At 70.1% G+C, this 20,538-nt stretch carries 16 protein-coding genes and 1 riboswitch; of the genes, 8 read left to right on the top strand and 8 right to left on the bottom strand.

The features are described 5' to 3' along the window. Window positions 1-79: 79 nt before the first annotated feature. Together ACFWQC_RS13100 and ACFWQC_RS13095 are read right to left on the bottom strand one after the other, a co-directional pair. Complete coding sequence (locus ACFWQC_RS13100) at window positions 80-1,102, bottom strand: Gfo/Idh/MocA family protein (RefSeq protein ID WP_378678116.1); 1,023 nt, start codon at window positions 1,100-1,102, stop codon at window positions 80-82. Between the two features lie 27 nt (window positions 1,103-1,129). Next, the gene (locus ACFWQC_RS13095; protein WP_378678128.1) at window positions 1,130-2,572 is read right to left on the bottom strand and encodes a trehalose-6-phosphate synthase; all 1,443 of its coding nucleotides are present in this window, start codon (window positions 2,570-2,572) and stop codon (window positions 1,130-1,132) included. 157 nt (window positions 2,573-2,729) lie between these two features. Here ACFWQC_RS13095 and ACFWQC_RS13090 point away from each other — a divergent pair, with 157 nt between their 5' ends. The 7 genes from ACFWQC_RS13090 (at window position 2,730) to ACFWQC_RS13060 (ending at window position 9,746) form a co-directional block, all read left to right on the top strand. Further along, entirely contained in the window at window positions 2,730-3,026 is a 297-nt protein-coding gene (locus tag ACFWQC_RS13090) for a DUF3263 domain-containing protein (protein WP_091046051.1), read from the top strand. After that, on the top strand, window positions 3,027-3,545 hold the full coding sequence (locus tag ACFWQC_RS13085; protein WP_378678113.1) for a LytR C-terminal domain-containing protein: 519 nt from the start codon (window positions 3,027-3,029) through the stop codon (window positions 3,543-3,545). A 92-nt stretch (window positions 3,546-3,637) separates the two neighbouring features. After that, window positions 3,638-4,489, top strand: coding sequence for a trehalose-phosphatase (gene otsB / locus ACFWQC_RS13080; protein WP_378678110.1), 852 nt, complete (start codon window positions 3,638-3,640; stop codon window positions 4,487-4,489). A gap of 85 nt (window positions 4,490-4,574) precedes the next feature. Further along, window positions 4,575-6,899 (top strand): endopeptidase La, encoded by a 2,325-nt coding sequence (gene lon, locus ACFWQC_RS13075; protein ID WP_378678107.1) that lies wholly within the window; start codon window positions 4,575-4,577, stop codon window positions 6,897-6,899. Window positions 6,900-6,967: 68 nt separating this feature from the next. Continuing rightward, complete coding sequence (locus tag ACFWQC_RS13070; protein WP_378678104.1) at window positions 6,968-7,147, top strand: hypothetical protein; 180 nt, start codon at window positions 6,968-6,970, stop codon at window positions 7,145-7,147. 218 nt (window positions 7,148-7,365) lie between these two features. Then, window positions 7,366-7,506: riboswitch (SAM riboswitch) on the top strand. Window positions 7,507-7,517: 11 nt separating this feature from the next. After that, window positions 7,518-8,789: a threonine synthase gene (gene thrC, locus ACFWQC_RS13065; protein ID WP_378678101.1), complete on the top strand. Its 1,272-nt coding sequence runs from the start codon at window positions 7,518-7,520 to the stop codon at window positions 8,787-8,789. Between the two features lie 48 nt (window positions 8,790-8,837). Continuing rightward, the gene (locus ACFWQC_RS13060; protein ID WP_378678098.1) at window positions 8,838-9,746 is read left to right on the top strand and encodes an SGNH/GDSL hydrolase family protein; all 909 of its coding nucleotides are present in this window, start codon (window positions 8,838-8,840) and stop codon (window positions 9,744-9,746) included. Here the strand turns inward: ACFWQC_RS13060 and ACFWQC_RS13055 are convergent. The 6 genes from ACFWQC_RS13055 to ACFWQC_RS13030 form a co-directional block, all read right to left on the bottom strand. Continuing rightward, window positions 9,696-10,934, bottom strand: a complete 1,239-nt coding sequence (locus tag ACFWQC_RS13055) for a type II toxin-antitoxin system HipA family toxin (RefSeq protein ID WP_378678095.1) — start codon at window positions 10,932-10,934, stop codon at window positions 9,696-9,698. The genes ACFWQC_RS13060 and ACFWQC_RS13055 overlap by 51 nt on opposite strands. Further along, window positions 10,934-11,179 carry a helix-turn-helix transcriptional regulator gene (locus ACFWQC_RS13050; RefSeq protein WP_355224419.1) on the bottom strand — a complete coding sequence of 82 codons (246 nt, stop codon included), beginning with the start codon at window positions 11,177-11,179 and terminating at the stop codon, window positions 10,934-10,936. Before ACFWQC_RS13050 ends, ACFWQC_RS13055 begins: the two co-directional genes overlap by 1 nt. A gap of 94 nt (window positions 11,180-11,273) precedes the next feature. Further along, window positions 11,274-12,881, bottom strand: coding sequence for an AMP-binding protein (locus tag ACFWQC_RS13045; protein WP_378678092.1), 1,608 nt, complete (start codon window positions 12,879-12,881; stop codon window positions 11,274-11,276). A gap of 74 nt (window positions 12,882-12,955) precedes the next feature. After that, the gene (locus tag ACFWQC_RS13040; RefSeq protein WP_378678089.1) at window positions 12,956-15,775 is read right to left on the bottom strand and encodes an AMP-binding protein; all 2,820 of its coding nucleotides are present in this window, start codon (window positions 15,773-15,775) and stop codon (window positions 12,956-12,958) included. A gap of 14 nt (window positions 15,776-15,789) precedes the next feature. Further along, window positions 15,790-16,122 carry a YciI family protein gene (locus tag ACFWQC_RS13035; protein ID WP_378678086.1) on the bottom strand — a complete coding sequence of 111 codons (333 nt, stop codon included), beginning with the start codon at window positions 16,120-16,122 and terminating at the stop codon, window positions 15,790-15,792. Next, entirely contained in the window at window positions 16,119-16,484 is a 366-nt protein-coding gene (locus ACFWQC_RS13030) for a YciI family protein (RefSeq protein ID WP_378678083.1), read from the bottom strand. Before ACFWQC_RS13030 ends, ACFWQC_RS13035 begins: the two co-directional genes overlap by 4 nt. Window positions 16,485-16,695: 211 nt before the next feature. On the opposite strand from ACFWQC_RS13030, the gene ACFWQC_RS13025 reads away from it, so the two are divergent. Continuing rightward, a complete protein-coding gene (locus tag ACFWQC_RS13025; RefSeq protein WP_378678080.1) occupies window positions 16,696-20,538 on the top strand; it encodes a Pls/PosA family non-ribosomal peptide synthetase in 3,843 nt (1,280 codons plus the stop codon).

The following is a 20,538-nucleotide window of genomic DNA, read 5'->3' as shown; positions in this document are numbered from 1 at the left end:
GGGGGGGGGGGCCCCCCCCCCCGGGGCCCCCCCCCCCCCCCACGCAGCTGACGTCTCGGCCGACGGGGGTGACTTCTCGTCAGGACTCGGTGGCGTAGCGGGCGCCGATGGACTCGCGGATCATGTCCATCTGGCGCATCAGGCTGAGCGTCTGGCTGTGGGGCACCAGCGGGGACTCCAGGAGGCCTTCGCGCAGGCAGCGCTGCACCTCGACGATCTCGTTGCCGTACGCGGCGCCGATGACGGGCTCGTCGCCGACGATCTCGACGGGCTCGTCGCCGTTGGCGGGCTTGAAGACCGCCGAGGACGGGTGGTGGAAGTCGGTCAGCTCGACGCGGCCCTGGTCGGTGGCGATGGCCGCCGAGCGCGAGGAGTAGGAGGTGACCGAGGAGACCATGGTGGAGAGCTCGTTGCCGGCGTACTTCCCGGTCATCACGAGGTCGAGGTCGAAGGTGGCGCCGTCGGCACCCTCGCCGAGGTTGGCCTGGGCGGTCAGCGCGCGGGCCTCGCCGAAGAGCAGGTGGGCGAAGGTGAGCGGGTAGATGCCCATGTCGAGCAGCGCGCTGGCCCCGAGCGCGGGGTCGAGGAGACGCTGGTGCTGCTCGGGGTCGGCGACGAAGCCGAGCTCGGCGTGTACGTGACGGGGGACCCCGAAGCGGCCCGACTTCACGTCCGTGACGAGGCGCCGGATGATCGGGTTGGTCGCCATCCACATGGCTTCCATGAGGAAGAGCTTCTTGGAGGTGGCCAGGTCGACCATCTTCTGGGAGTCGGCGGCGTTGAGCGTCAGCGCCTTCTCGCACAGCACGTGCTTGCCGGCTTCGAGCATGAGGGTGGCGTGCTCGAGGTGGTGTGAGTGGGGGGTGGCGACGTAGACGACGTCGACGTCCTCGTCGGCGGCCAGCTCCTCATAGGAGCCGTGTGCGCGGACCGGGCCGTTGGCGGCGTACTCCTTCGCGAACGTCTCCGCGGACTCCTTGCTCCGGGAGCCGACGGCCGTGAGCCGGCCGTCGGGGACGAGCATCAGATCGGTGGCGAGGGAGTGGGCGATCCGGCCGGTGCCGAGAATTCCCCACCTGATCGGGTCAGAGTTGGTGGTCACGCCTCGACTCTAGCCACTTGGGCGGCCCTAGTGGGCGTTGGGCGGAAGCACGCTCTTGGTGTGGCTGCCCTGCACCGCGGCGAGCTCCTCGAGGAAGGAGTCTGCCCAGTAACGTACGTCCTTGGAGGCGACCTGCTTGCGCATCGCCCGCATCCGTCGGGTCAGCTCCTTCGGCTCGGCCTTGTACGCCTCGAGCAGCGCCGCCTTCATCCCGTTGATGTCGTAGGGGTTGACGAGCCAGGCCTGGCGCAGCTCCTCGGCCGCGCCGGCGAACTCGGAGAGGACGAGGGCGCCGTCGTTGTCGTAGCGGCAGGCGACGTACTCCTTCGCGACCAGGTTCATGCCGTCGCGGTAAGGGGTGACGACCATGATGTCGGCGGCGCGGTAGAGCGCGGCCATCTCGGCGCGGGGGAGCGAGGTGTGGAGGTAGGAGATCGCGGGACGGCCGATGCGGCCGAGGTCGCCGTTGAGGCGGCCGACGAGGCGGTCGATGTCGTCGCGCAGCTTGCGGTACTGCTCGACACGCTCCCGCGACGGCACCGCCACCTGGACGAAGATCGCGTCCTCGACGTCGAGCTCGGTGTCGCGGAGCATCTCGCCGTAGGCGCGCAGCCTGGCGTAGATGCCCTTGGTGTAGTCGAGCCGGTCGACGCCGAGCAGAATCTTCTTCGGGTCGCCGAGCTGCTGGCGGATCTCCTTGGCGCGCTGATTGACGCCCTCGTCGTGGGCCATCTCGTCGAAGCCGAGGAAGTCGATCGAGATCGGGAAGGCGGCCGCGTGCACGGTGCGCCCGTCGGGGAGATAGACCAGGTCACGGTGGGTCTTGTGGCCGACGCGCTGGCGCACCAGGCGGACGAAGTTCTGGGCCGCCTGGGGCAGCTGGAAGCCGACCAGGTCGGCGCCGAGGAGGCCCTCGAGGAGCTGGCGGCGCCAGGGGACCTGCTGGAAGAGCTCGGCCGGTGGGAACGGGATGTGCAGGTAGAAGCCGATGCGCAGGTCGGGGCGGAGCTCGCGCAGCATCTGCGGGACCAGCTGGAGCTGGTAGTCCTGCACCCAGACGGTCGCACCCTTCGCGGCGACCTCTGCGCACTTCTCGGCGAACCTCTGGTTGACGCGCTGGTAGCCGTCCCACCACTCGCGGTGGAACTCCGGCTTGGCCACGACGTCGTGGTAGAGCGGCCACAGGGTGCCGTTGGAGAAGCCCTCGTAGTGCTCCTCGATGTCCTGCGCGGTCATCGTCATCGGCAGCAGGTGGAGCCCGTCGTCCTCGAACGGTTCGAGGTCCTCGTCGATGCCCCCGGGCCAGCCGATCCAGACACCGTCGTTGGCCCGCAGGACCGGCTCGAGGGCGCTGACCAGGCCTCCTGGGGAGCGTCGCCACGCCTTCGTTCCGTCCGGCATCTCCACACGATCCACGGGGAGCCGATTGGCCACGATTACCAGGTCAGCCTGCACATCTCCGACTGTAATGGACCCGGGCCAGGTTCGGCGCGGAGTCGTTCCACCCGTGACTTACGGCCCCCCGGTCGGAATACCTGTCGAGTAACACGCCGGGAGGGTGAACCACAGCGGTGTAGTTCGGCGCGTTAGGGTGTGGTCAGATGCAGACGACACCGGGGGACGAGGAATGAGCGCTGTCAACGTGCAGGTCACAGGCCCAGGCGAGGACCCCGCGAGCCTCAGCGAACGCGACAAGCAGATCCTCGACTTCGAGCGTCAGTGGTGGAAGTACGCCGGGGCCAAGGAAGCGGCCGTGCGCGAGGCGTTCAACATGTCCGCGACCCGTTACTACCAGGTGCTCAACGCCCTCATCGACAAGCCGGAGGCTCTCGAGGCCGACCCTCTGCTGGTACGCCGCCTGCGGCGGCTCCGCGCGGCCCGGCAGCGTCAGCGCTCGGCGAGACGGCTCGGTTTCGAGGTCTGAATGACCGGCTGCGTACGTCCTTCGAAGGGTGAGCGTGGCGTCGCGCTCCCCACACCCGTCATCGCGCTGAGCGTGGTGGCCGTCATCGCCGCGGTGATCATCTTCTGGATCACCGGTGGCGATGGCGACGAGGGCAAGGAGATCGCCCAGGCCGGCGGCAGCCCATCGGCCTCGCCGTCGGCCTCACCGAAGGCGGCCAAGGCCGAGGAGAAGAAGCCGCCGAAGGCCGAGCCTTCGCCCGTCGACCGAGCCAAGGTCAGCGTCGAGGTCTACAACCAGTCGAACATCGCCGGTTTGGCCGGCGACGTCGCAGCGAAGGCGACCACGGTCGGTTGGAACGTCGTCGGCGAGGACAACTGGATGGGTTCCGTCCCGGAGAGCACCGTCTACTACCCGCCCGAGATGAAGCGCGAGGGCCAGCAGCTCGCCGATGACCTCGATATCAAACGCACCCATCTGCTGGTCGAGGGCTCGATGAAGGGCGACCGGCTGACGGTGGTTCTGACCGGGGCTCTCTGAGGCTTTCCGGCCGTTCTCGACGATGTGTGATCTGACACACGGCGGCGCCCGCCCGGTCGGCCCCGAGGTCGTTGGCGTGTCACAGTTGAGGCATGGCCGAACCCCAGCCTGATGGCACCGCAGGAGAGCAGAAGTACGCCGCGATCGCGGCTGCTGCCGCCGAGACCCTCGTCGGTCTCGACTTCGACGGCACGCTCTCCCCGATCGTCGAAGACCCCGCTGCGGCTCGGATCCATCCGGACGCGGCCTCGGTCCTGATCGCGCTCGCATCCCGGGTGAAGGCGCTGGCCATCGTCACCGGCCGTCCGGCCGGACAGGTCGTCGAGCTCGGCGGCCTGGCCGCGATCGCCGATGCGCTCGCGGAGGAGGGCAAGGAGCTGTACGTCTTCGGGCAGTACGGCAACGAGCGCTGGAGCGGTGCCGACCGGGTCGTCGTCGGACCGCCGCCGCCCGAGGGACTGGCCGCCTTCGAGGCGGCGCTGCCGGCGGTGCTCGCCGCCCACGGGGCACAGGACGCCTACATCGAGGAGAAGGGTCTCGCCGTCGGTGTCCACACCCGCCGGTTCCCCGACCCCGACGGCGTCGCCGCACGTCTGCTCCCGCCGCTGACATCGCTGGCGGCCGAGCATGGACTGGTGATCGAGCCCGGCAAGCAGGTCATCGAGGTGCGTGCCCCCGGCATGCACAAGGGTCACGCGATCGACACGCTGATCTCGGAGGTCTCGCCCGGCGCGATCCTGTTCGGCGGCGACGACCTGGGTGACATCGAGGCGTTCGAGGCCGTGAGGGCCTGGGGAAAGACCACCGGGTCGGCGACGCTGCTCGTCTACTCCCACGCCGGCCCCGACCGGGGTCTGCTCGCGGAGCTCGCCGATCTCGAGGTGCAGGGGCCGGACGGTGTGCTGGAGCTGCTGCGGCGGCTGACTGACGACGCCGTCCGCTGACAGCGAACACGATAACCGGAGGGAACATCCGGTTGCTCCCGGAAGTTGAGCCAGTATCACTCAACTCTTCTAGGAGGGTCCGCAAATGGACAAGCTTCCTGTGCTGTTCGTCTCGGATGCCGTGGTCCTGCCGGGGATGGTCGTACCGATCGAGCTCGACGAGGCCGCTCAGGCCGCGATCGATGCCGCCCGGGCCGGCTCGGAGAGCCGGCTGCTGGTCGCGCCGCGGCTGGGGGACCGGTATGCGACGTACGGCGCTGTCGCCACGATCGAGCGCGTCGGCCGGTTCCGGGGCGGTGAGCCTGCGGCGGTGCTGAGGGCCGTCGGCCGCGCGAAGATCGGCTCCGGCGTGACCGGACCCGGCGCAGCGCTGTGGGTCGAGGTCGAGACCGCCACCGAGACGACCACGGAGCACGCGAAGGAGCTGGCCGAGGAGTACAAGCGGCTGGTCGTCGCGGTGCTCCAGCGTCGCGAGGCCTGGCCGGTCATCGACCAGGTCAACCGGCTCACCGAGCCGTCGGAGATCGCCGACACCGCCGGCTACGCGCCTTATCTCGACGACGACGCCAAGCGCGAGCTGCTGGAGACGCCGGATGTCACCGAGCGCCTCGAGAAGGTGATCGCCTGGGCGAAGGACTACATCGCGGAGTCCGAGGTCAGCGACAAGATCGCCGAGGACGTACGCGAGGGCATGGAGAAGACGCAGCGGGAGTTCCTGCTGCGCCAGCAGCTCGCCGCGATCCGCCAGGAGCTCGGCGAGGGCGAGCCCGAGGGGTCCGATGACTACCGGGCCCGCGTCGAGGCCGCCGACCTCCCCGAGGCCGTACGCGAGGCCGCGCTGCGCGAGGTCGACAAGCTCGAGCGTGGTTCCGAGCAGAACCCCGAGACCGCCTGGATCCGCACCTGGCTGGACACGGTGCTGGAGCTGCCGTGGTCGGTCCGGACCGAGGACTCGACCGACGTGGTCGCGGCTCGTGAGGTGCTCGACGCCGACCACCACGGCCTCGACGAGGTCAAGGACCGGATCGTGGAGTACCTGGCGGTGCGGACCCGACGTGCCGAACGGGGCCTGCAGGTCATCGGCGGCCGTGGATCCGGTGCCGTGGTGCTGCTCGCCGGCCCGCCAGGGGTCGGCAAGACCTCGCTGGGTGAGTCGGTCGCGCGCTCGCTCGGACGCAAGTTCGTCCGGGTCGCGCTGGGCGGTGTCCGCGACGAGGCCGAGATCCGTGGTCACCGGCGCACCTATGTCGGCGCGCTGCCGGGCCGGATCGTGCGGGCCGTCAAGGAGGCCGGCTCGATGAACCCGGTCGTGCTCCTGGACGAGGTCGACAAGGTCGGCTCCGACTATCGGGGTGACCCTGCCGCCGCGCTGCTCGAGGTGCTCGACCCGGCGCAGAACCACACCTTCCGCGACCACTACCTCGAGCTCGACCTGGACCTCTCCGACGTCCTGTTCATCGCCACGGCCAACGTGGTCGAGCAGATCCCGTCGGCGCTGCTGGACCGGATGGAGCTGGTCACGATCGACGGCTACACCGAGGACGACAAGGTCGCCATCGCCCGTGACTTCCTGCTGCCCCGGCAGCTCGAGCGCGCCGCGGTGACCTCGGAGGAGGCCACGGTGACCGACGACGCCCTGCGTGAGCTGGCTGCCAACTACACCCGTGAGGCGGGCGTACGCCAGCTCGAGCGGCTCATCGCCAAGGCGCTGCGCAAGGTGGCGACGCGGCTGGCGACCGGTGCGGAGCACGTCGAGATCGGCCTGGACAACCTCAAGGACCTGGTTGGTCGGCCGCGGTTCACGCCGGAGTCGGCGGAGCGTACCTCTGTCCCGGGGGTCGCCACCGGACTGGCCGTCACCGGGCTCGGTGGGGACGTGCTCTTCATCGAGGCGTCCTCGGCCGAGGGGCAGGCAGGGCTGAACATCACCGGCCAGCTCGGCGAGGTGATGAAGGAGTCCGCGCAGATCGCGCTCTCCTTCGTCCGCTCGCACGCTGCCGAGCTGGGCGTCGACCCGGCCGTGCTCGACCGCTCGCTCCACGTCCACGTGCCTGCGGGTGCGGTTCCGAAGGACGGCCCGAGCGCCGGCATCACGATGGTCACCGCGCTCACCTCTCTCGCGACCGGTCGCCCGGTGCGCAGCGAGGTCGGGATGACCGGTGAGGTCTCGCTCTCCGGGCGGGTGCTGCCCATCGGCGGCCTCAAGCAGAAGCTGCTCGCCGCCCAGCGAGCCGGCCTGACCGAGGTCTTCGTGCCCCAGCGCAACGAGCCCGACCTGGACGAGGTCCCCGACGAGGTGAAGCAGGCCCTGAAGATCAACCTGGTGAGCGATGTCAGGGATGTCGTACGTGGCGCCCTCGCGGCTGCCGAGGAAGGGGCCACCACACAGAGCACGGTTGCCGCTGCCTGACCGGATCGTTCCGGATGCTGCCCGCTTGATGCCTCGTGCGTCGAGCGGGCAGCTCGCATCATGGACGCATGAGCGAGCGCAAGCGAGTGACCATGAGCAATCGAGCCCTTCTCGTCATCGACATCCAGGAGTCCTTCCGGCAGCGGGAGTCCTGGACCCAGACCCTGCGCCGAGCCGGGGGAGGTGCTCTCCGCACAGGGGCTGCCTCTGACGGCCACCGCGGACTGGCCCGATCTCGACCCCGGTGACCTGCTCGTCGTGCCGGGCTGGCGGGCGGCGTACGACCTCGTCGCCGGCCCCCGGCTCACCCGCGGAGCGCCGAGCGGCTGCGTGCCCATCATGCCTGGGGGCGAGGTGGCCAGCGGCTCCGCGCTCGCTAGACCCCGATGTCCAGATGGTGGACGACTGGTCCGCGGAATGGAACCCGGGTGTGTTTGGCAGCGGATACCTGCCGTACGATCGCTACTGCTCATCGAGAGGGACTGAGGGAACGGCCCAGTGAAGTCCCGGCAACCGACCACGAGCCTCCTCCCGACCATCGGGTAGGGCGTGGGAGCAGGTGCTAATTCCGGCCCGGCGCGAGAGACGTGATCGGGGAAGATGAGGAGGAGGTTTCTCATGAGCGCTGCGACCACGGAGACGAAGGGCCTGCGCGAGGGTGCGTTCGGCAACGCCTCGGCGCTGTCGTGCCGGGAGTGTGGGCACCAGATCGAGCTCGGACCGCATTACGCCTGTCCGGAGTGTTTCGGGCCACTGGAGGTGGCCTATGACTTCCCGGCCGTGACCCGCGAGGAGATCGAAGCCGGACCCCGCAACATCTGGCGTTACAAGGCGCTGCTGCCGGTGCCCGACGACATCGAGCAGAGCCCGAACACCGAGCCCGGCTTCACCCGGCTCCTGGACGCGAAGAACCTCGCGCGTGAGCTCGGCATCGAGAAGATCTGGGTGAAGGACGACTCGACCAACCCGACCAACTCCTTCAAGGATCGCGTGGTCGCCTGTGCCCTGAGCGCCGCTCGCGAGCTCGACGCCAAGGTCTTCGCCTGCCCGAGCACCGGCAACCTGGCCAACGCTGTCGCGGCGGCAGGAGCGCGAGCCGGCATCCCGACGGCGGTCTTCATCCCGAGCAACCTCGAGCAGCCCAAGCAGGTCAACTCCGCCGTCTTCACCGACAACCTGATCGCCGTCGACGGCAACTACGACGACGTCAACAAGCTGGCCCAGGAGATCGCCGCGGAGGAGGAGGGCTGGGCGTTCGTGAACGTCAACGTACGTCCCTTCTACGCCGAGGGCTCCAAGACGCTCGGCTACGAGATCGCCGAGCAGCTCGGCTGGCGTCTGCCCGACCAGATCGTCATCCCGGTGGCCTCCGGATCCCAGCTGACCAAGGTCGACAAGGCCTTCAAGGAGCTGATCAAGCTCGGCCTGGTCGAGGAGAAGCCCTACCGGATCTTCGGGGCCCAGGCCACCGGCTGCAACCCGGTCGCGACCGCGTTCAAGGCCGGCGTCGACGCCATCCGCCCGGTCAAGCCCGACACGATCGCCAAGTCGCTGGCCATCGGCAACCCGGCCGACGGCATCTACGTCCTCGACGCCACCCGCTCCTCCGGTGGTGCTGTCGAAGAGGTCACCGACGACGAGATCCGCGCCGCGATCGTGCTCCTGGCCCGCACCGAGGGCATCTTCACCGAGACCGCCGGAGGCACCACGCTCGCGGTCACCAAGAAGCTCGTCGAGACCGGCGCCCTCGACCCGAGCCTGGAGACGGTGATCATCAACACCGGCCACGGTCTCAAGACGCTCGACGCGGTCAGCGGCATCGTCGGCCCTCGCGCCACCATCGCCCCCAACTACGACGCATTCGAGGAAGCCGGGCTCTCCCAGGCGTAAGGGCCGAAGGAACCTCGCGTTCACCCACGTGCGCTACAGATAAGGAATGTGAGCAGCGCGAAGACGAGTGAAGAGGCCAGATGGCTCGGCATGGTCGCCGCGACCGCCGGGGTCGCCGGCGCAGTCGGTGTGGTGGGGGCGGCGGCTGGTGCCGGGTTCGTGACGTTGCTGAAGAGACAGGCGGCGCACGCGCGTGACGTGATCGGCAAGCCCCTGGGCGAGGAGGCGATCGACGCCGACAAGGTCTACAAGAAGACCTACGGAGGTACGCCGGTCGAGCTCCTCGTCCTCGGCGACTCGATCGCCGCCGGGCTGGGCGCGGAGACCAGGGGTGGCACCCTCGGCGCCCGGCTGGCCAAGGGCACGGCCAAGGCGCTGCTGAGGCCGGTGCGGCTGCGTACGGCAGCCGTGGTCGGGGCCGAGACCTCGATGGTCCCGGCCCAGCTCGAGGGGCTGCCGGCGACCTACCGGCCCGACGTCGCAGTCCTCATCGTCGGCGGCAACGACGTCACCCACCGGGTGCCGCAGAAGGACTCCACCCGGGTGCTGGGGGAGGTCATCGACGCGCTGCGCGAGCGTGGTGCCGAGGTCGTGGTCGGGACCTGTCCGGACGTGGGCGCGGTGCGACCCCTGCCGCAGCCGCTGCGCTCGCTCGGACGCCGGATCGCCAAGCAGCTGGCCGAGGGCCAGCGGGAGACAGCACTGGCCCGCGGCGCCCACGTCGTATCCCTCTCCGAGGTCGTCGGCCCGTTCTTCATCACCAACCCCGACGAGATGTTCGCCATCGACCACTTCCACCCCAGCGCGATGGGCTACAAGCGCACGGCCAAGGCGATGCTGCCCTCCGTCCTCGCCGCCCTCGGGCAGGTCCAGCAGGTCCCCTTCGGACACCACCTCCCCGAGCCCTTAGGAAGCAGCGGCGACCCGCTCGTCGACGATGGTCCAAGCCTCGGCTGAGACGCCCGGGTGGGCGCTGCGGTCGATGCCGCCAAGTGCCTTGGCGAGGTCGGCGACGGTCGTATCGACAACCCGCCGAGCGCGTCGTTCGGGCAGACCCCATGAGCGGCCCTCCGCGACCACGTCGTCGATGGTGACCTCGTCGACGAGGAACTTCCCGTTGACGTCCAACGCGAACCGCCGGTTGTCCCTGCGGTGGTGGAGATGCATGGAGATGTCGTACGCCGGGCTCAGGGTCACGCTCCCATCAGCCCGACGGATGAACGAGATGTTCTTCGCGTGCATGTCGGTGTTGCCGACGAGGTGGGAGAACGTGACCAGCCGCAGGAGGTCGTCCGGGTTGCCGCCGTCGAGGCGGAGTACGTCGGCGGCGTGTCGCAAGGACGGCATCTTCGAACCCCACTGGAACTTCCGGTTGGGATCCAGGGTGTTCAGCCCGATCGCCTGAGCTAGATCCTCCTGATGGATCCGAGGATGCGGCCCGTCGAGGTCTCTGTCGTAGCGGGAGACCGCGATGGCACGTACGTCCTCGAACTCCAGGATCTTCGCGTCGACGCTGGTCAGGCCGACCATGCGGGCCAGAGTCAGAGAGGCGACCTCGGTGTCGACGACATCAGCGATGCCGGACTCCGTCGAGCCGCCTCGCTTGACGATCCAGGTCGACGGCGCTCCGTCCTTGCAGGCGAACCAGCCGCCGTCCTCGTGGTGGACGGCGATCTTCGGGACCATTCCCGGAAGGCTGATCGACTCAACCGCCGTCCCGAAGGCGCTCGCCGGCGAGTGTTCGTCCGCGTGTTGAATTCGTTCGGCGAGCTGGTCCTGCGTCAGTGGCACGTATCGCCCTTTGGAGGTGGGGTCATCCGCCCCTTCGGTGACGAAGATGGCCGCGCCGGTCGTGTCGCGTCCGTACGACCGGATCATCGCGAACGAGTCGTCCGGCGGGACGCCCGCACTCATCGCATGGTTGGTCCGGGCGTTCCCCTCTGGGAGAAGTCCGTCGAGATAGTTCTTGACCAGTGCGGGAACCGGCACGTCGCCGATCGTCAGCTTTGCCGACAGTAGGCGCGTCCCTTCGGGCCAACGTTCCTGCGACTCATCGGTCCAAGACAGGGTGAGTCGGCCGTCGTACGCCTCGGACAGGGTGGCGATCCGTGTGCCATAGACCCAGATGTCGAGCGGATCGCGCATCAGTGCTGGCCCTCGTCGTCGACCTGGGCATGGATCTCGATGTGTGCCCCGAGCTCTCGGAGCAGTTCGAAGATGCGCGTGGCGTACAGGTTCGGCTTCCCGGCCTCGAGCTCATAGATGTATCGCCGGGAGATGCCGAGTGACTCTGCGAGCTCGTCCTGAGTCACGCCGCGCTTCGCCCGAAGGCGTGCGAGGGCTTGACCGAGCGCTTCAGGTGACCGTGCGGTGAGCTGATAGTCCGCCACGGTGCCTCCTATGGGCTGATATCGACTCGTTCGATGAATGCGAGGATATCAGCCCATAGGCGCGGCGGGCGGATATCAGCCCATGCGGCGGCGTCTAGTTGTCGGCGTCGGTGCCCGTCTCGTCCGGGGTCTTGCCGCCGGTGCTGAGCATGTCGGCGGTGAGGCCGGTGGCGGCGCGGTAGTCGACGGTCCCCGCAGGCGTACGCGGCACCGACTCGACGAGCAGGACGAGCTTGGGCTCGTGCGACTCTCCGAGGCGGTCGCGGGCGTGCTTGCGCAGGGCGGCGGCGGTGGTCTCCGTCGACGGGGACAGCTGCACCAGCGCCGCGACCTGCTGGCCCCAGCGCGGGTGGGGCATGCCGAAGACGGCGGCGTCGACGACGTCCTCGTGGGCGAGGAGCACGCCCTCGATGGTCTCGGGGTGGATCTCGAGGTCACCGGTGCGTACGAGCGTGGCGGCCCTGCCGAGCAGGGTGATCGAGCCGTCCTGCTCGCGACGGGCGAGGTCGCCGGGGAAGGTCCAGCGCCGGTTGTCGATCAGCTTGATCGCGGTGGCCGAGCGGGCGTTGTCCTTGTAGTAGCCGAGCGCGGCCGGGCCGGAGCGGGCCAGCAGACCCTCGACGCCGGGGGCCGCCGGGGTGAGATCGGGGTTGAAGACCTCCACCTCGGGACCCACCATGAACCGCGCCTCGCCGGGCACGAGTGCCGAGCCGTCGTCGGCCCGAGAGCCGGTGACGCCGGTCTCCAGGGTGCCGTAGGAGTCGACGATGACCCGGCGGGCGAACGCGTTGCGAAGCACGGAGAGGACACCGTCGGAGAGCGGTGCCGCGGTGTTGGACACGCCGGCGAGCGAGTGCAGGGGCCAGCGCTTCTTGCCGGTCAGTCGGGCCTTGGCCACCGGTCGCGCCTGGGCGTCGCCCAGCAGCGTGATCGCGGTGGCGCCGGCCTGCTCGGCGAGGTCGAGGAAGGCCTCCGCCGAGAACGACGCAGAGGTGTCGAGCACCGCAGTGCCACCGGCGACCAGCGCCCGCAGGAGCAGCAGCTGGCTCTGCCCGTGCAGCAGCGGACCGCCGGCGAGCAGGACGACACCCGAGTCGCGAGCGGCCGCCTCGGCGGCGAGACCCTCGACCGATGGGATCGGCGCGTTGCGGCGGACCGTGTTCAGCGCGGCCCAGATCAGGTCCTCCTGGCGCCAGACCGCACCCTTCGGGGTGCCGGTGGTGCCGGTGGTGAAGATGATGTGCCAGTCGCCGGGCGTACGTCCGACGCTCGGCCGCTCCTTGGAGGCCGCCGCGACCTTGGCGTCGTAGTCGGGTCCCAGGACGACCCGGTGGTCCAGCTTCAGGTCGAGCTCGTCGAGGTCATCGGTGAACTCGGGGGAGACGATGGCCGCGACGCAGTCGGTGGCGGCGTACGTCCTTGCGAGCTCGTCGCGCCGGTAGGCGTGGTTGATGTTGACCGGAATGGTGCGGGCCTTGAGGCATCCGTAGAGGGCGTCGACCCACTCGATCCGGTTGGTCGCGTGGACGGCGACCTGGGCACCCGGCTCGAGGCCGACGCTCAGCAGGTGGTTGGCCAGGCGCGTGGCACGTTCGTCGATCTCGGCGTATGAGTAGGCGCGGTCGGTGGTGACGACTGCCGTGCGGTCGGGGATCGCATCGGCCATCGCTTCCAGGATGTCGGGCAGTGTGAGGGGGATCACGGCGGACACAGAGACGTAGGCTTTCCAGGGGTAGGGCCGTACGGCACCGAACCGTACGTCGGATCAGCCGGTCGTCACGTACGCGCCTCGAGCAGCTCGGCGGCGACCGTAGCGCTCGCACGATAGTCCACCTTGCTCACGGGCGTGCGGGGGACTCGCTCCACGAGCAGGATGTCCTTGGGCACCTTGTAGGCGGAGATGAGGCTGCGGCAGTGCTCGCGGAGCCCATCGGTCGAGGTCACGGCGCCGTCGCGGAGCTGCACGAGAGCGGTGACCTGCTGGCCCCAGCGCTCGTGCGGGGTGCCGACGACCGCAGTGTCGAAGACGTCGGCATGACGCAGCAGAACCGACTCGACCTCTTCGGGGAAGACCTTCTCGCCGCCGGTGTTGATGCAGCCCGACCCGCGGCCGAGGACGGTGATCGAGCCGTCCTCCTCGCGCCGCGCGAAGTCGCCCGGGATCGACCAGCGCTGCCCGTCGACCTCCTTGAACGTCGCCGCGGTCTTGACCGGGTCGTTGTAGTAGCCCAGCGGGATCGATCCGGTGCGCGCGAGCATGCCGGTCTCGCCAGGCGCGCACGGCTTCATGTCGGTGTCGAAGACCTGTACGTCCATCCCGACCTGGAACTTCGGCGCGGCCTGCGCGCCCTCGTTGCCCTCATCGACCTGCATGCCGGTCGCTCCGGACTCCGAGGCGCCGTAGGAGTCGAGGATGTAGCGGCCCGGCAGTGCCTCCCGGAGCTGGGTGCGGACCCCTGCGGAGAGCGGCGCCGCGCCGTTGGAGACGGCGAACAGACTGCTCAGGTCCCAGCGCTCCGGCTCGCGCAGGATCGCCTCGGCGACCGGGCGGCCCATCGCGTCGCCCAGGAAGGTGAGGGAGTTGACCCCGGCGGCCTGGACCAGGTCGAGGATCGTCTCCGGCGACCAGGCCGGCTCGGTGTAGAGCGAGACCGTGCAGCCGGCGACATGTCCGTTGCCCATGATCCACTGGCTGCCGCCGTGCATCATCGGACCGCAGGCCAGCAGCACCATCGGCGACTCCTGTGCCGCAGCCTCCTGGGCGAGCTGCTCGACGGTGTCGAAGGGAGCGCCGAACCGGCTCGCGTTCATCGCGGCGCGGATGATGTCCTCCTGGCGCCACACGACGCCCTTCGGCATCCCGGTGGTGCCGCCGGTGTAGATGACGTAGCGGTCGTCGGGGCTGCGCTCGATGTCGGGGCGCTCCTTGGACGCGGCGGCGACCGCGGCGTCGTACTCCTCGCCCATCACCAGCGTCGGGATGCCCAGGCCGAGGGCGGCGACCGCCTCGACGTGCTCCGGTCCGATGATCGCCGCGACCGCGTCGGAGTTGCGGTAGAGGTGGTCGAGCTCGTCGTGGAGGTACTTGTGGTTGATGTTGATCGGCACCGCGCGCGCCTTCATGCACCCGTAGAAGGCGTCGACCCACTCGATCCGGTTGCGGGAGTGGACGGCGATGTGGTCGCCGGGTTTGATGCCCTGCCCGAGGAGGTGGTTGGCCAGCCTGGTCGCGCGCTCGTCGACCTCGGCGAAGCTGTAGGCGTGTTCCATGGTGAACGCGGCGGTGCGGTCGGGGATGGCGTCGGCCATCGCCTCGAGGATGTCAGGGAGAGTGATCGGGGTCACATCACCGAGTGTGGCAACTAGAACGTTCTCGTCTAGCGATTGGGGTGCAAAACCTTCCAACGCGTCCCGTCGCCGGACGAGGTCGGCCCGCTCCGGCCCGTGAGTGCAGAGCGCGATGGCCTCCGCGTACGCCTCGATCGCGTCGTCGCGACGCCCCGACCGCTCCAGCAGCTGGGCACGTACGGCAGGCAGCCGGTGCCCCGGGAGAGCGACCGATTCCAGCGCCGCGAGGCCGGCCTCGGCGCCGTTGGCCTCGGCCACCGCGACGGCCCGGTTGAGACGTACGACCGGGGTGTCCTGGAGCGCGAGGAGCTCGTCGTAGCGCTCGACGATGCGCTTCCAGGCGGTCGTCTCGGAGCTGGGAGCGAGGGCGTGCTCCGCGGCGATCAGCGCCTGGAGGAGATAGGGGGCAGGGGCCGCGTGGGCGAGCGGGGTGAGGATCGCGAGGGCATCGGCGATCTCGTCGGTCCGCCAGCGTGCGCGGTCCTGGTCCGGGAGCAGCACGAGAGCGCCGGCAGGCCCGATCCTGGCCGCTCGGCGCGAGTGCTGCAGGAGCATCAGCGCAAGAAGGGCGTCGATCTCCGGGTCCGGCTCGGGGAGGATCGACCGAAGGACGCGGACAAGCCGGATCGCCTCGCCGGCCAGGTCGCTGCGTACGACATCGGGACCGGTGCCTGGAGCGTAGCCCGCCGTGAACGCGAGATAGGCGACCTCGGCGACGATCCCGACCCGGTCGGCGAGATCTGCGGGAACCTCGAAGGAGGCGCCCGCGAGGCGCTTCCGTGCCCGGGTCAGCCGTGCGGCCATCGTCGCCTTCGACTGCAGGAAGAGCCGCCCGACGTCCTCGGTGGAGACGCCGAGGACCAGACGGAGGGTGAGTGCCGCGGCGGCTTCGCGGGACAGGGTCGGGTGGGCGCAGAGCAGCACCAGACGCAGCCTCTCGTCGGTGACCTCCTCGCCCGAATCGACCATCACCCGTTGCGCCTCCTGGGTCACCGCCGCGTCCACGGCGAGCAGCGGCATCTTGCGAGCCAGCACCTCCTCGGAACGCATCCGGTCCACGATCCGCCGCCGCGCCGTGGTGAGCAGCCATGCCGGCCCGTTGTCGGGCTCGCCGTCGACGGGCCAGCGCCGGGCGGCCGCCTCGAAGGCGTCGGCCAGACCGTCCTCGGCCAGGTCCAGCCGCCGGAACTGCGCGACGAGCAGGGCCAGCAACCGGCCCCACTCCTCGCGCAGCAGCGTCTCCAGCATCGACGTGGGTCGCCCTAGTCCGCCGCGCGGATCTCGATCGCCGACTCGACCGTGGCGAGCAGCTTGCAGCACTCGGCCAGATCGTCGCGGTCCTCGGACTCGACGACGTAGAGCCCGGCGAGGTGCTCGGCCGCCTCGGTGTACGGGCCGTCGGTGACGCCCGAGGTACGCACGGTCACCGCCGTCGACGGAAGGTCGAGCGCGGCGCCGTGCCTCAGGTCGGTGTGGCCGCGCTCGGCGAGCAGTGCCGCGAACTTCTCGTGCACGGCGAACAACGCATCCCTCTCCTCCTCCGTCTTCGCCTGCCACTCGGCCTCGACGTTGGGGATGAGCAGGAAGTATTTCATGCGGACATCCCCTCGTGCTCGACGACCTCGCGGACCTCGATCGCAGTGTCGCGATCGGCGAGCACCTTGCAGCACTCGAGCATGTCCTCGAGGTCATCGGTCTCGACGATGTAGAAGCCGGTGACCTGCTCGACGGTCTCGGCGAAGGGACCGTCGGTGATGGCCACCTCCGCGCCCGTCCCGCGCAGCGTCTTGGCCTTGCTGGAGTGGTGCAGCTCGGCACCCCCTGTGACTTCGTGGCCGCGCTCGGCGAGCAGCGCCGCAAACCTGCCGTGCACCTCGTATCCGGCCGCCTTCTCCTCCGGCGTCGACTCGGCCCAGGAGGCCTCGTTCGCCGGCAGCAGAACCATGTACTTGGTCATTGCCGTCCCCTTCGTCTACTCGGAATGAGTCTGTCACCGGGGATGACGGCTGGAACAAGACCAAATCGACAGCGAGAAAGAACGAAGATGTATGTCATGCGTTCAACTGACCCCGGAAGGCTCCGCGTGTGAGCGAGCGTCAGCGAGTGAACCATCCAAGCTTCACGCGACCGCGTCCGTATCGTGGCGCCTGCGCTACGGAGGTGGTCGTGTGACTGACCCCCTGCTGCGAGGCGAGCTAGCGCCCGAGCCTCGGACCCTCGTCGACATCTTCCGGGCCACCGCGGCCCAGGTGCCCGACGAGCCGGCCGTCGACGCGGGCAACGGGCTGTTGACGTACGCCGAGCTCGAGGAGGCCGCCGAAGACCTGGCCGCCGAGCTCAACGCCGTCGGGATCGGGCCGGGGGACAAGGTCGGGCTGCGGATCGCGAGCGGCACCACCGACCTGTACGTCGCGATCCTCGGGATCCTCTGCGCGGGTGCCGCGTACGTGCCGGTCGACGCCGACGACCCCGAGGAGCGGGCCCGGCTGGTCTTCGGTGAGGCGCAGGTCGCCGCGGTCGTGACCAACGACCTGCGGGTCACGACCGCGACCCAGGTCCGGGAGGCGCGGGAGCCGGAGGAGCCGTCGACCGAGGACGACGCCTGGGTGATCTTCACCTCCGGATCGACAGGCACCCCGAAGGGGGTCGCGGTCACCCACCGCAACGCCGCGGCGTTCGTCGACGCCGAGTCACGCCTCTTCCTCCAGGACGCCCCGATCGGGGTCGGCGACCGGGTGATGGCGGGACTCTCGGTCGCCTTCGACGCGAGCTGCGAGGAGATCTGGCTGGCGTGGCGCTACGGCGCCTGCCTGGTGCCGGCGCCACGGGCGCTGGTGCGTTCGGGAGTCGACGTCGGTCCGTGGCTGGTCGCCAACCAGATCACCATCGTCTCGACGGTGCCCACACTGGTCGCGCTGTGGCCGCCGTCCTCGCTCGACAGGGTCCGGCTGCTGATCACCGGCGGCGAGGCGATCCCGCCCGAGCTCGCCGCCCGCCTGGTCACCTCCGACCGGGAGGTGTGGAACACCTACGGTCCGACCGAGGCGACGGTGGTGGCCTGTGGTGCCCGCCTGACCGCCGAGGGACCGGTACGGATCGGCCTCCCGCTCGACGGCTGGGACCTCGCCGTCGTCGACCCTGTCACGGGCGTCCAGGTCGCCGAGGGCGAGACCGGAGAGCTGATCATCGGCGGCGTCGGGCTGGCGCGCTATCTGGACGCGGCCAAGGACGCCGAGAAGTACGCGCCCATGCCCACTCTCGGCTGGGAGCGCGCCTACCGCTCCGGCGACCTGGTCGTCAACGACCCCGCGGGGCTGCTCTTCGGCGGGCGCGCCGACGACCAGATCAAGCTCGGCGGCCGGCGTATCGAGCTCGGCGAGATCGACAGCGCCCTGCTGCAGCTGGACGGGGTCGTCGGGGCCGCGGCGGCGGTGCGGAGGAGCGCCGCGGGCAACAGCCTGCTGGTCGGCTACGTCACCGTCGACGACACCTTCGACCAGGCCACCTCCGTCGCCCGGCTCCGGGCCGACATGCCGGCGGCCCTGGTGCCACGGCTGGCAGTGGTCGACAGCCTCCCGACGCGTACGAGCGGGAAGGTCGACCGCGACGCTCTGCCGTGGCCGCTCGCCTCTTCCGCGGGTTCGGGGGAGGGGCTCAGCGACACCGAGGCCTGGCTGGCCGGGTTGTGGAACGACGTCCTCGGTGCCGAGGTCACCGGGCCGGCGGCGGACTTCTTCGACCTCGGCGGCGGCAGCCTGACCGCGGCCCAGATGGTCAGCCTGATCCGCGAGCGCTTCCCCGAGGTCGCGCTCGGCGACATCTACGACCGACCGAAGCTCGGAGCGCTGGCCACCTACATCGACGAGATGGGAAGCTCCGCCGCGCTCTCCGAGCGCGAGGTGCCGGCCGTACGCCTCAAGACCCAGGTCGCGCAGGTGGTCGCCACGATCCTGCTGCGCTGCCTCGCGGCACCGCGGTGGCTGACCTGGATCGCGCTCGGGACGACGCTCGCTCAGCCGTGGGCGCCCTGGCTGCCCTCGCTCAGCTGGTGGGTCCTCGTACCGGCCGTCCTCGCGTTCCTGACCCCGCCGGGCCGGATGCTGCTCGCCGCCGGCGCGGCCCGGCTCATCCTGCACGGCGTACGTCCCGGGGAGCACCCCCGCGGCGGCAAGGTCCATCTCCGGCTCTGGCTGGCGACGCACGCGGTCGATGAGCTCGGTGCCCACGGTCTCGCCGGGGCACCGTGGATGCTCTGGTACGCCCGGCTGCTCGGCGTGCGGATGGGCAAGAACGTCGACCTGCACAGTCTCCCGCCGGTCACCGGCATGCTCACCCTCGGCAAGGGCTGCTCGATCGAGCAGGAGGTCGACCTCTCCGGTCACTGGATCGAGGGTGACGTGCTTCATCTCGGTGAGGTCGAGGTGGGCGAACGGGCCCGCGTCGGGGCGCGCTCGACACTGCTGCCGGGCGCACGCGTCGGCGACGACGCCGAGGTCGGACCCGGTTCGGCGGTCTTCGGCGTGGTGCCGGCGGGCGAGTTCTGGTCGGGTTCGCCGGCCGTACGCGCCGCCCGGGAGGCGCGTGGCCCGTGGCAACCGCCCGAGGCGCGAGCCCGGGTCTGGATGCTCCTCTACGGCATCGCGGCCGCCGTCCTCGCTCTGCTTCCCGCGGTCGCCATCGGCGTCGGTGTGCTCGTCGGCGTCGCCCTCGCCGGCGTGCCCACCTCCTACACCGACGTCGGGACGCTGCTGGCCTGGAGCCCGGTCGCGGTGGCGGCCGGATTCGCCACCCTGGCCGCGCTGATCTGGGCGGTGGTGCGGCTCGCCGGTCTGGCGATCGCCCCCGGCGTACATCCCGTACGCAGCCTGGCCGGTGTCGCCGTCTGGTCGACGATGCAGGTGCTCGACGAGGCCCGCACCTGGCTCTTCCCGCTCTACTCCTCGACGCTGACGCCGCTGTGGCTGCGGGCGCTGGGCGCGAAGATCGGCAAGCACGTCGAGGCCTCGACGGTCCTGATGATCCCCGGTCTGACGCAGGTCAACGACCAGAGCTTCCTGGCCGACGACACCCTGATCGGCGGCTACGAGCTCGGCGGCGGCTGGCTGCGTGTCGAGCGGGTGAAGATCGGCAAGCGGGCCTTCGTCGGCAACTCCGGCATGGCGGCGCCCGGCCGCAAGGTGCCGAAGGCGTCCCTGGTCGCCGTGCTCAGTGCGGCGCCGCGCCGCAAGCGCGCGCAGAAGGGGGAGAGCTGGCTCGGCTCGCCGCCGGCGCCGCTGCGCCGGGCGGCAGGCGAGGCCGACTCGGGACGTACCTATGACCCGCCGGTCGGGCTCAAGATCGCAAGGGCGCTCGTCGAGCTGACCCGACTGGTGCCGCAGACGCTCGCGGTGCTGCTCTACGCCGGGGTGGCCTACGTGCTCGTGCGGGTCTGGGAGGCGACCGACCTCCTCGTCGCGATCCTGGTCGCCGGGCCGGTGCTCGCGGCCGCCGGAGCGGTCGCCGCCGGCATCACGGTGGCGGCGAAATGGCTGCTCGTGGGCCGCATCCGGGCCGGGTCACACCCGCTGTGGAGCTGGTTCGTGTGGGCCAACGAGCTGGCCGACACCTTCGTCGAGGTGCTCGCCGCGCCCTGGTTCACCGGCGCCGTTTCCGGTACGCCGGTGCTCAACCTCTGGTTCCGCGCACTCGGCGCGCGGATCGGCCGCGGCGTCTGGATCGAGACCCACTGGCTCCCCGAGACCGACCTCGTCGAGCTCGGCGACGGCGCCACGGTCAATGCCGGCACCGTCGTGCAGACCCACCTGTTCCACGACCGCGTCCTGGCCCTCGACGAGGTCGTCCTCCGGCGTGGTGCCACGCTCGGGCCCAACTCGGTGATCCTGCCCGCCGCCGCCATCGGCCGGCATGCGGTCGTCGGCCCGGTCTCGCTGGTCATGCGAGGGGAGAGCCTCCCCGACAAGACCCTGTGGATCGGCAACCCGATCGGCCCCTGGGACCAGGCGGACCCCTAA

The organism is Nocardioides sp. NPDC058538, assembly GCF_042719275.1.
Classification (GTDB): domain Bacteria; phylum Actinomycetota; class Actinomycetes; order Propionibacteriales; family Nocardioidaceae; genus Nocardioides.
This window is presented reverse-complemented; position numbering and strand designations above follow the sequence as displayed.

Excerpts from the sequence above, each read along its gene's own strand:
- ACFWQC_RS13090 (WP_091046051.1), top strand. The coding sequence starts at position 2,730 with ATGAGCGCTGTCAACGTGCAGGTCACAGGCCCAGGCGAGGACCCCGCG.
- ACFWQC_RS13085 (WP_378678113.1), top strand. The coding sequence starts at position 3,027 with ATGACCGGCTGCGTACGTCCTTCGAAGGGTGAGCGTGGCGTCGCGCTC.
- otsB (WP_378678110.1), top strand. The coding sequence starts at position 3,638 with ATGGCCGAACCCCAGCCTGATGGCACCGCAGGAGAGCAGAAGTACGCC.
- lon (WP_378678107.1), top strand. The coding sequence starts at position 4,575 with ATGGACAAGCTTCCTGTGCTGTTCGTCTCGGATGCCGTGGTCCTGCCG.
- ACFWQC_RS13070 (WP_378678104.1), top strand. The coding sequence starts at position 6,968 with ATGAGCGAGCGCAAGCGAGTGACCATGAGCAATCGAGCCCTTCTCGTC.
- thrC (WP_378678101.1), top strand. The coding sequence starts at position 7,518 with ATGAGCGCTGCGACCACGGAGACGAAGGGCCTGCGCGAGGGTGCGTTC.
- ACFWQC_RS13055 (WP_378678095.1), bottom strand. The coding sequence starts at position 10,934 with ATGCGCGATCCGCTCGACATCTGGGTCTATGGCACACGGATCGCCACC.
- ACFWQC_RS13040 (WP_378678089.1), bottom strand. The coding sequence starts at position 15,775 with ATGCTGGAGACGCTGCTGCGCGAGGAGTGGGGCCGGTTGCTGGCCCTG.
- ACFWQC_RS13035 (WP_378678086.1), bottom strand. The coding sequence starts at position 16,122 with ATGAAATACTTCCTGCTCATCCCCAACGTCGAGGCCGAGTGGCAGGCG.
- ACFWQC_RS13030 (WP_378678083.1), bottom strand. The coding sequence starts at position 16,484 with ATGACCAAGTACATGGTTCTGCTGCCGGCGAACGAGGCCTCCTGGGCC.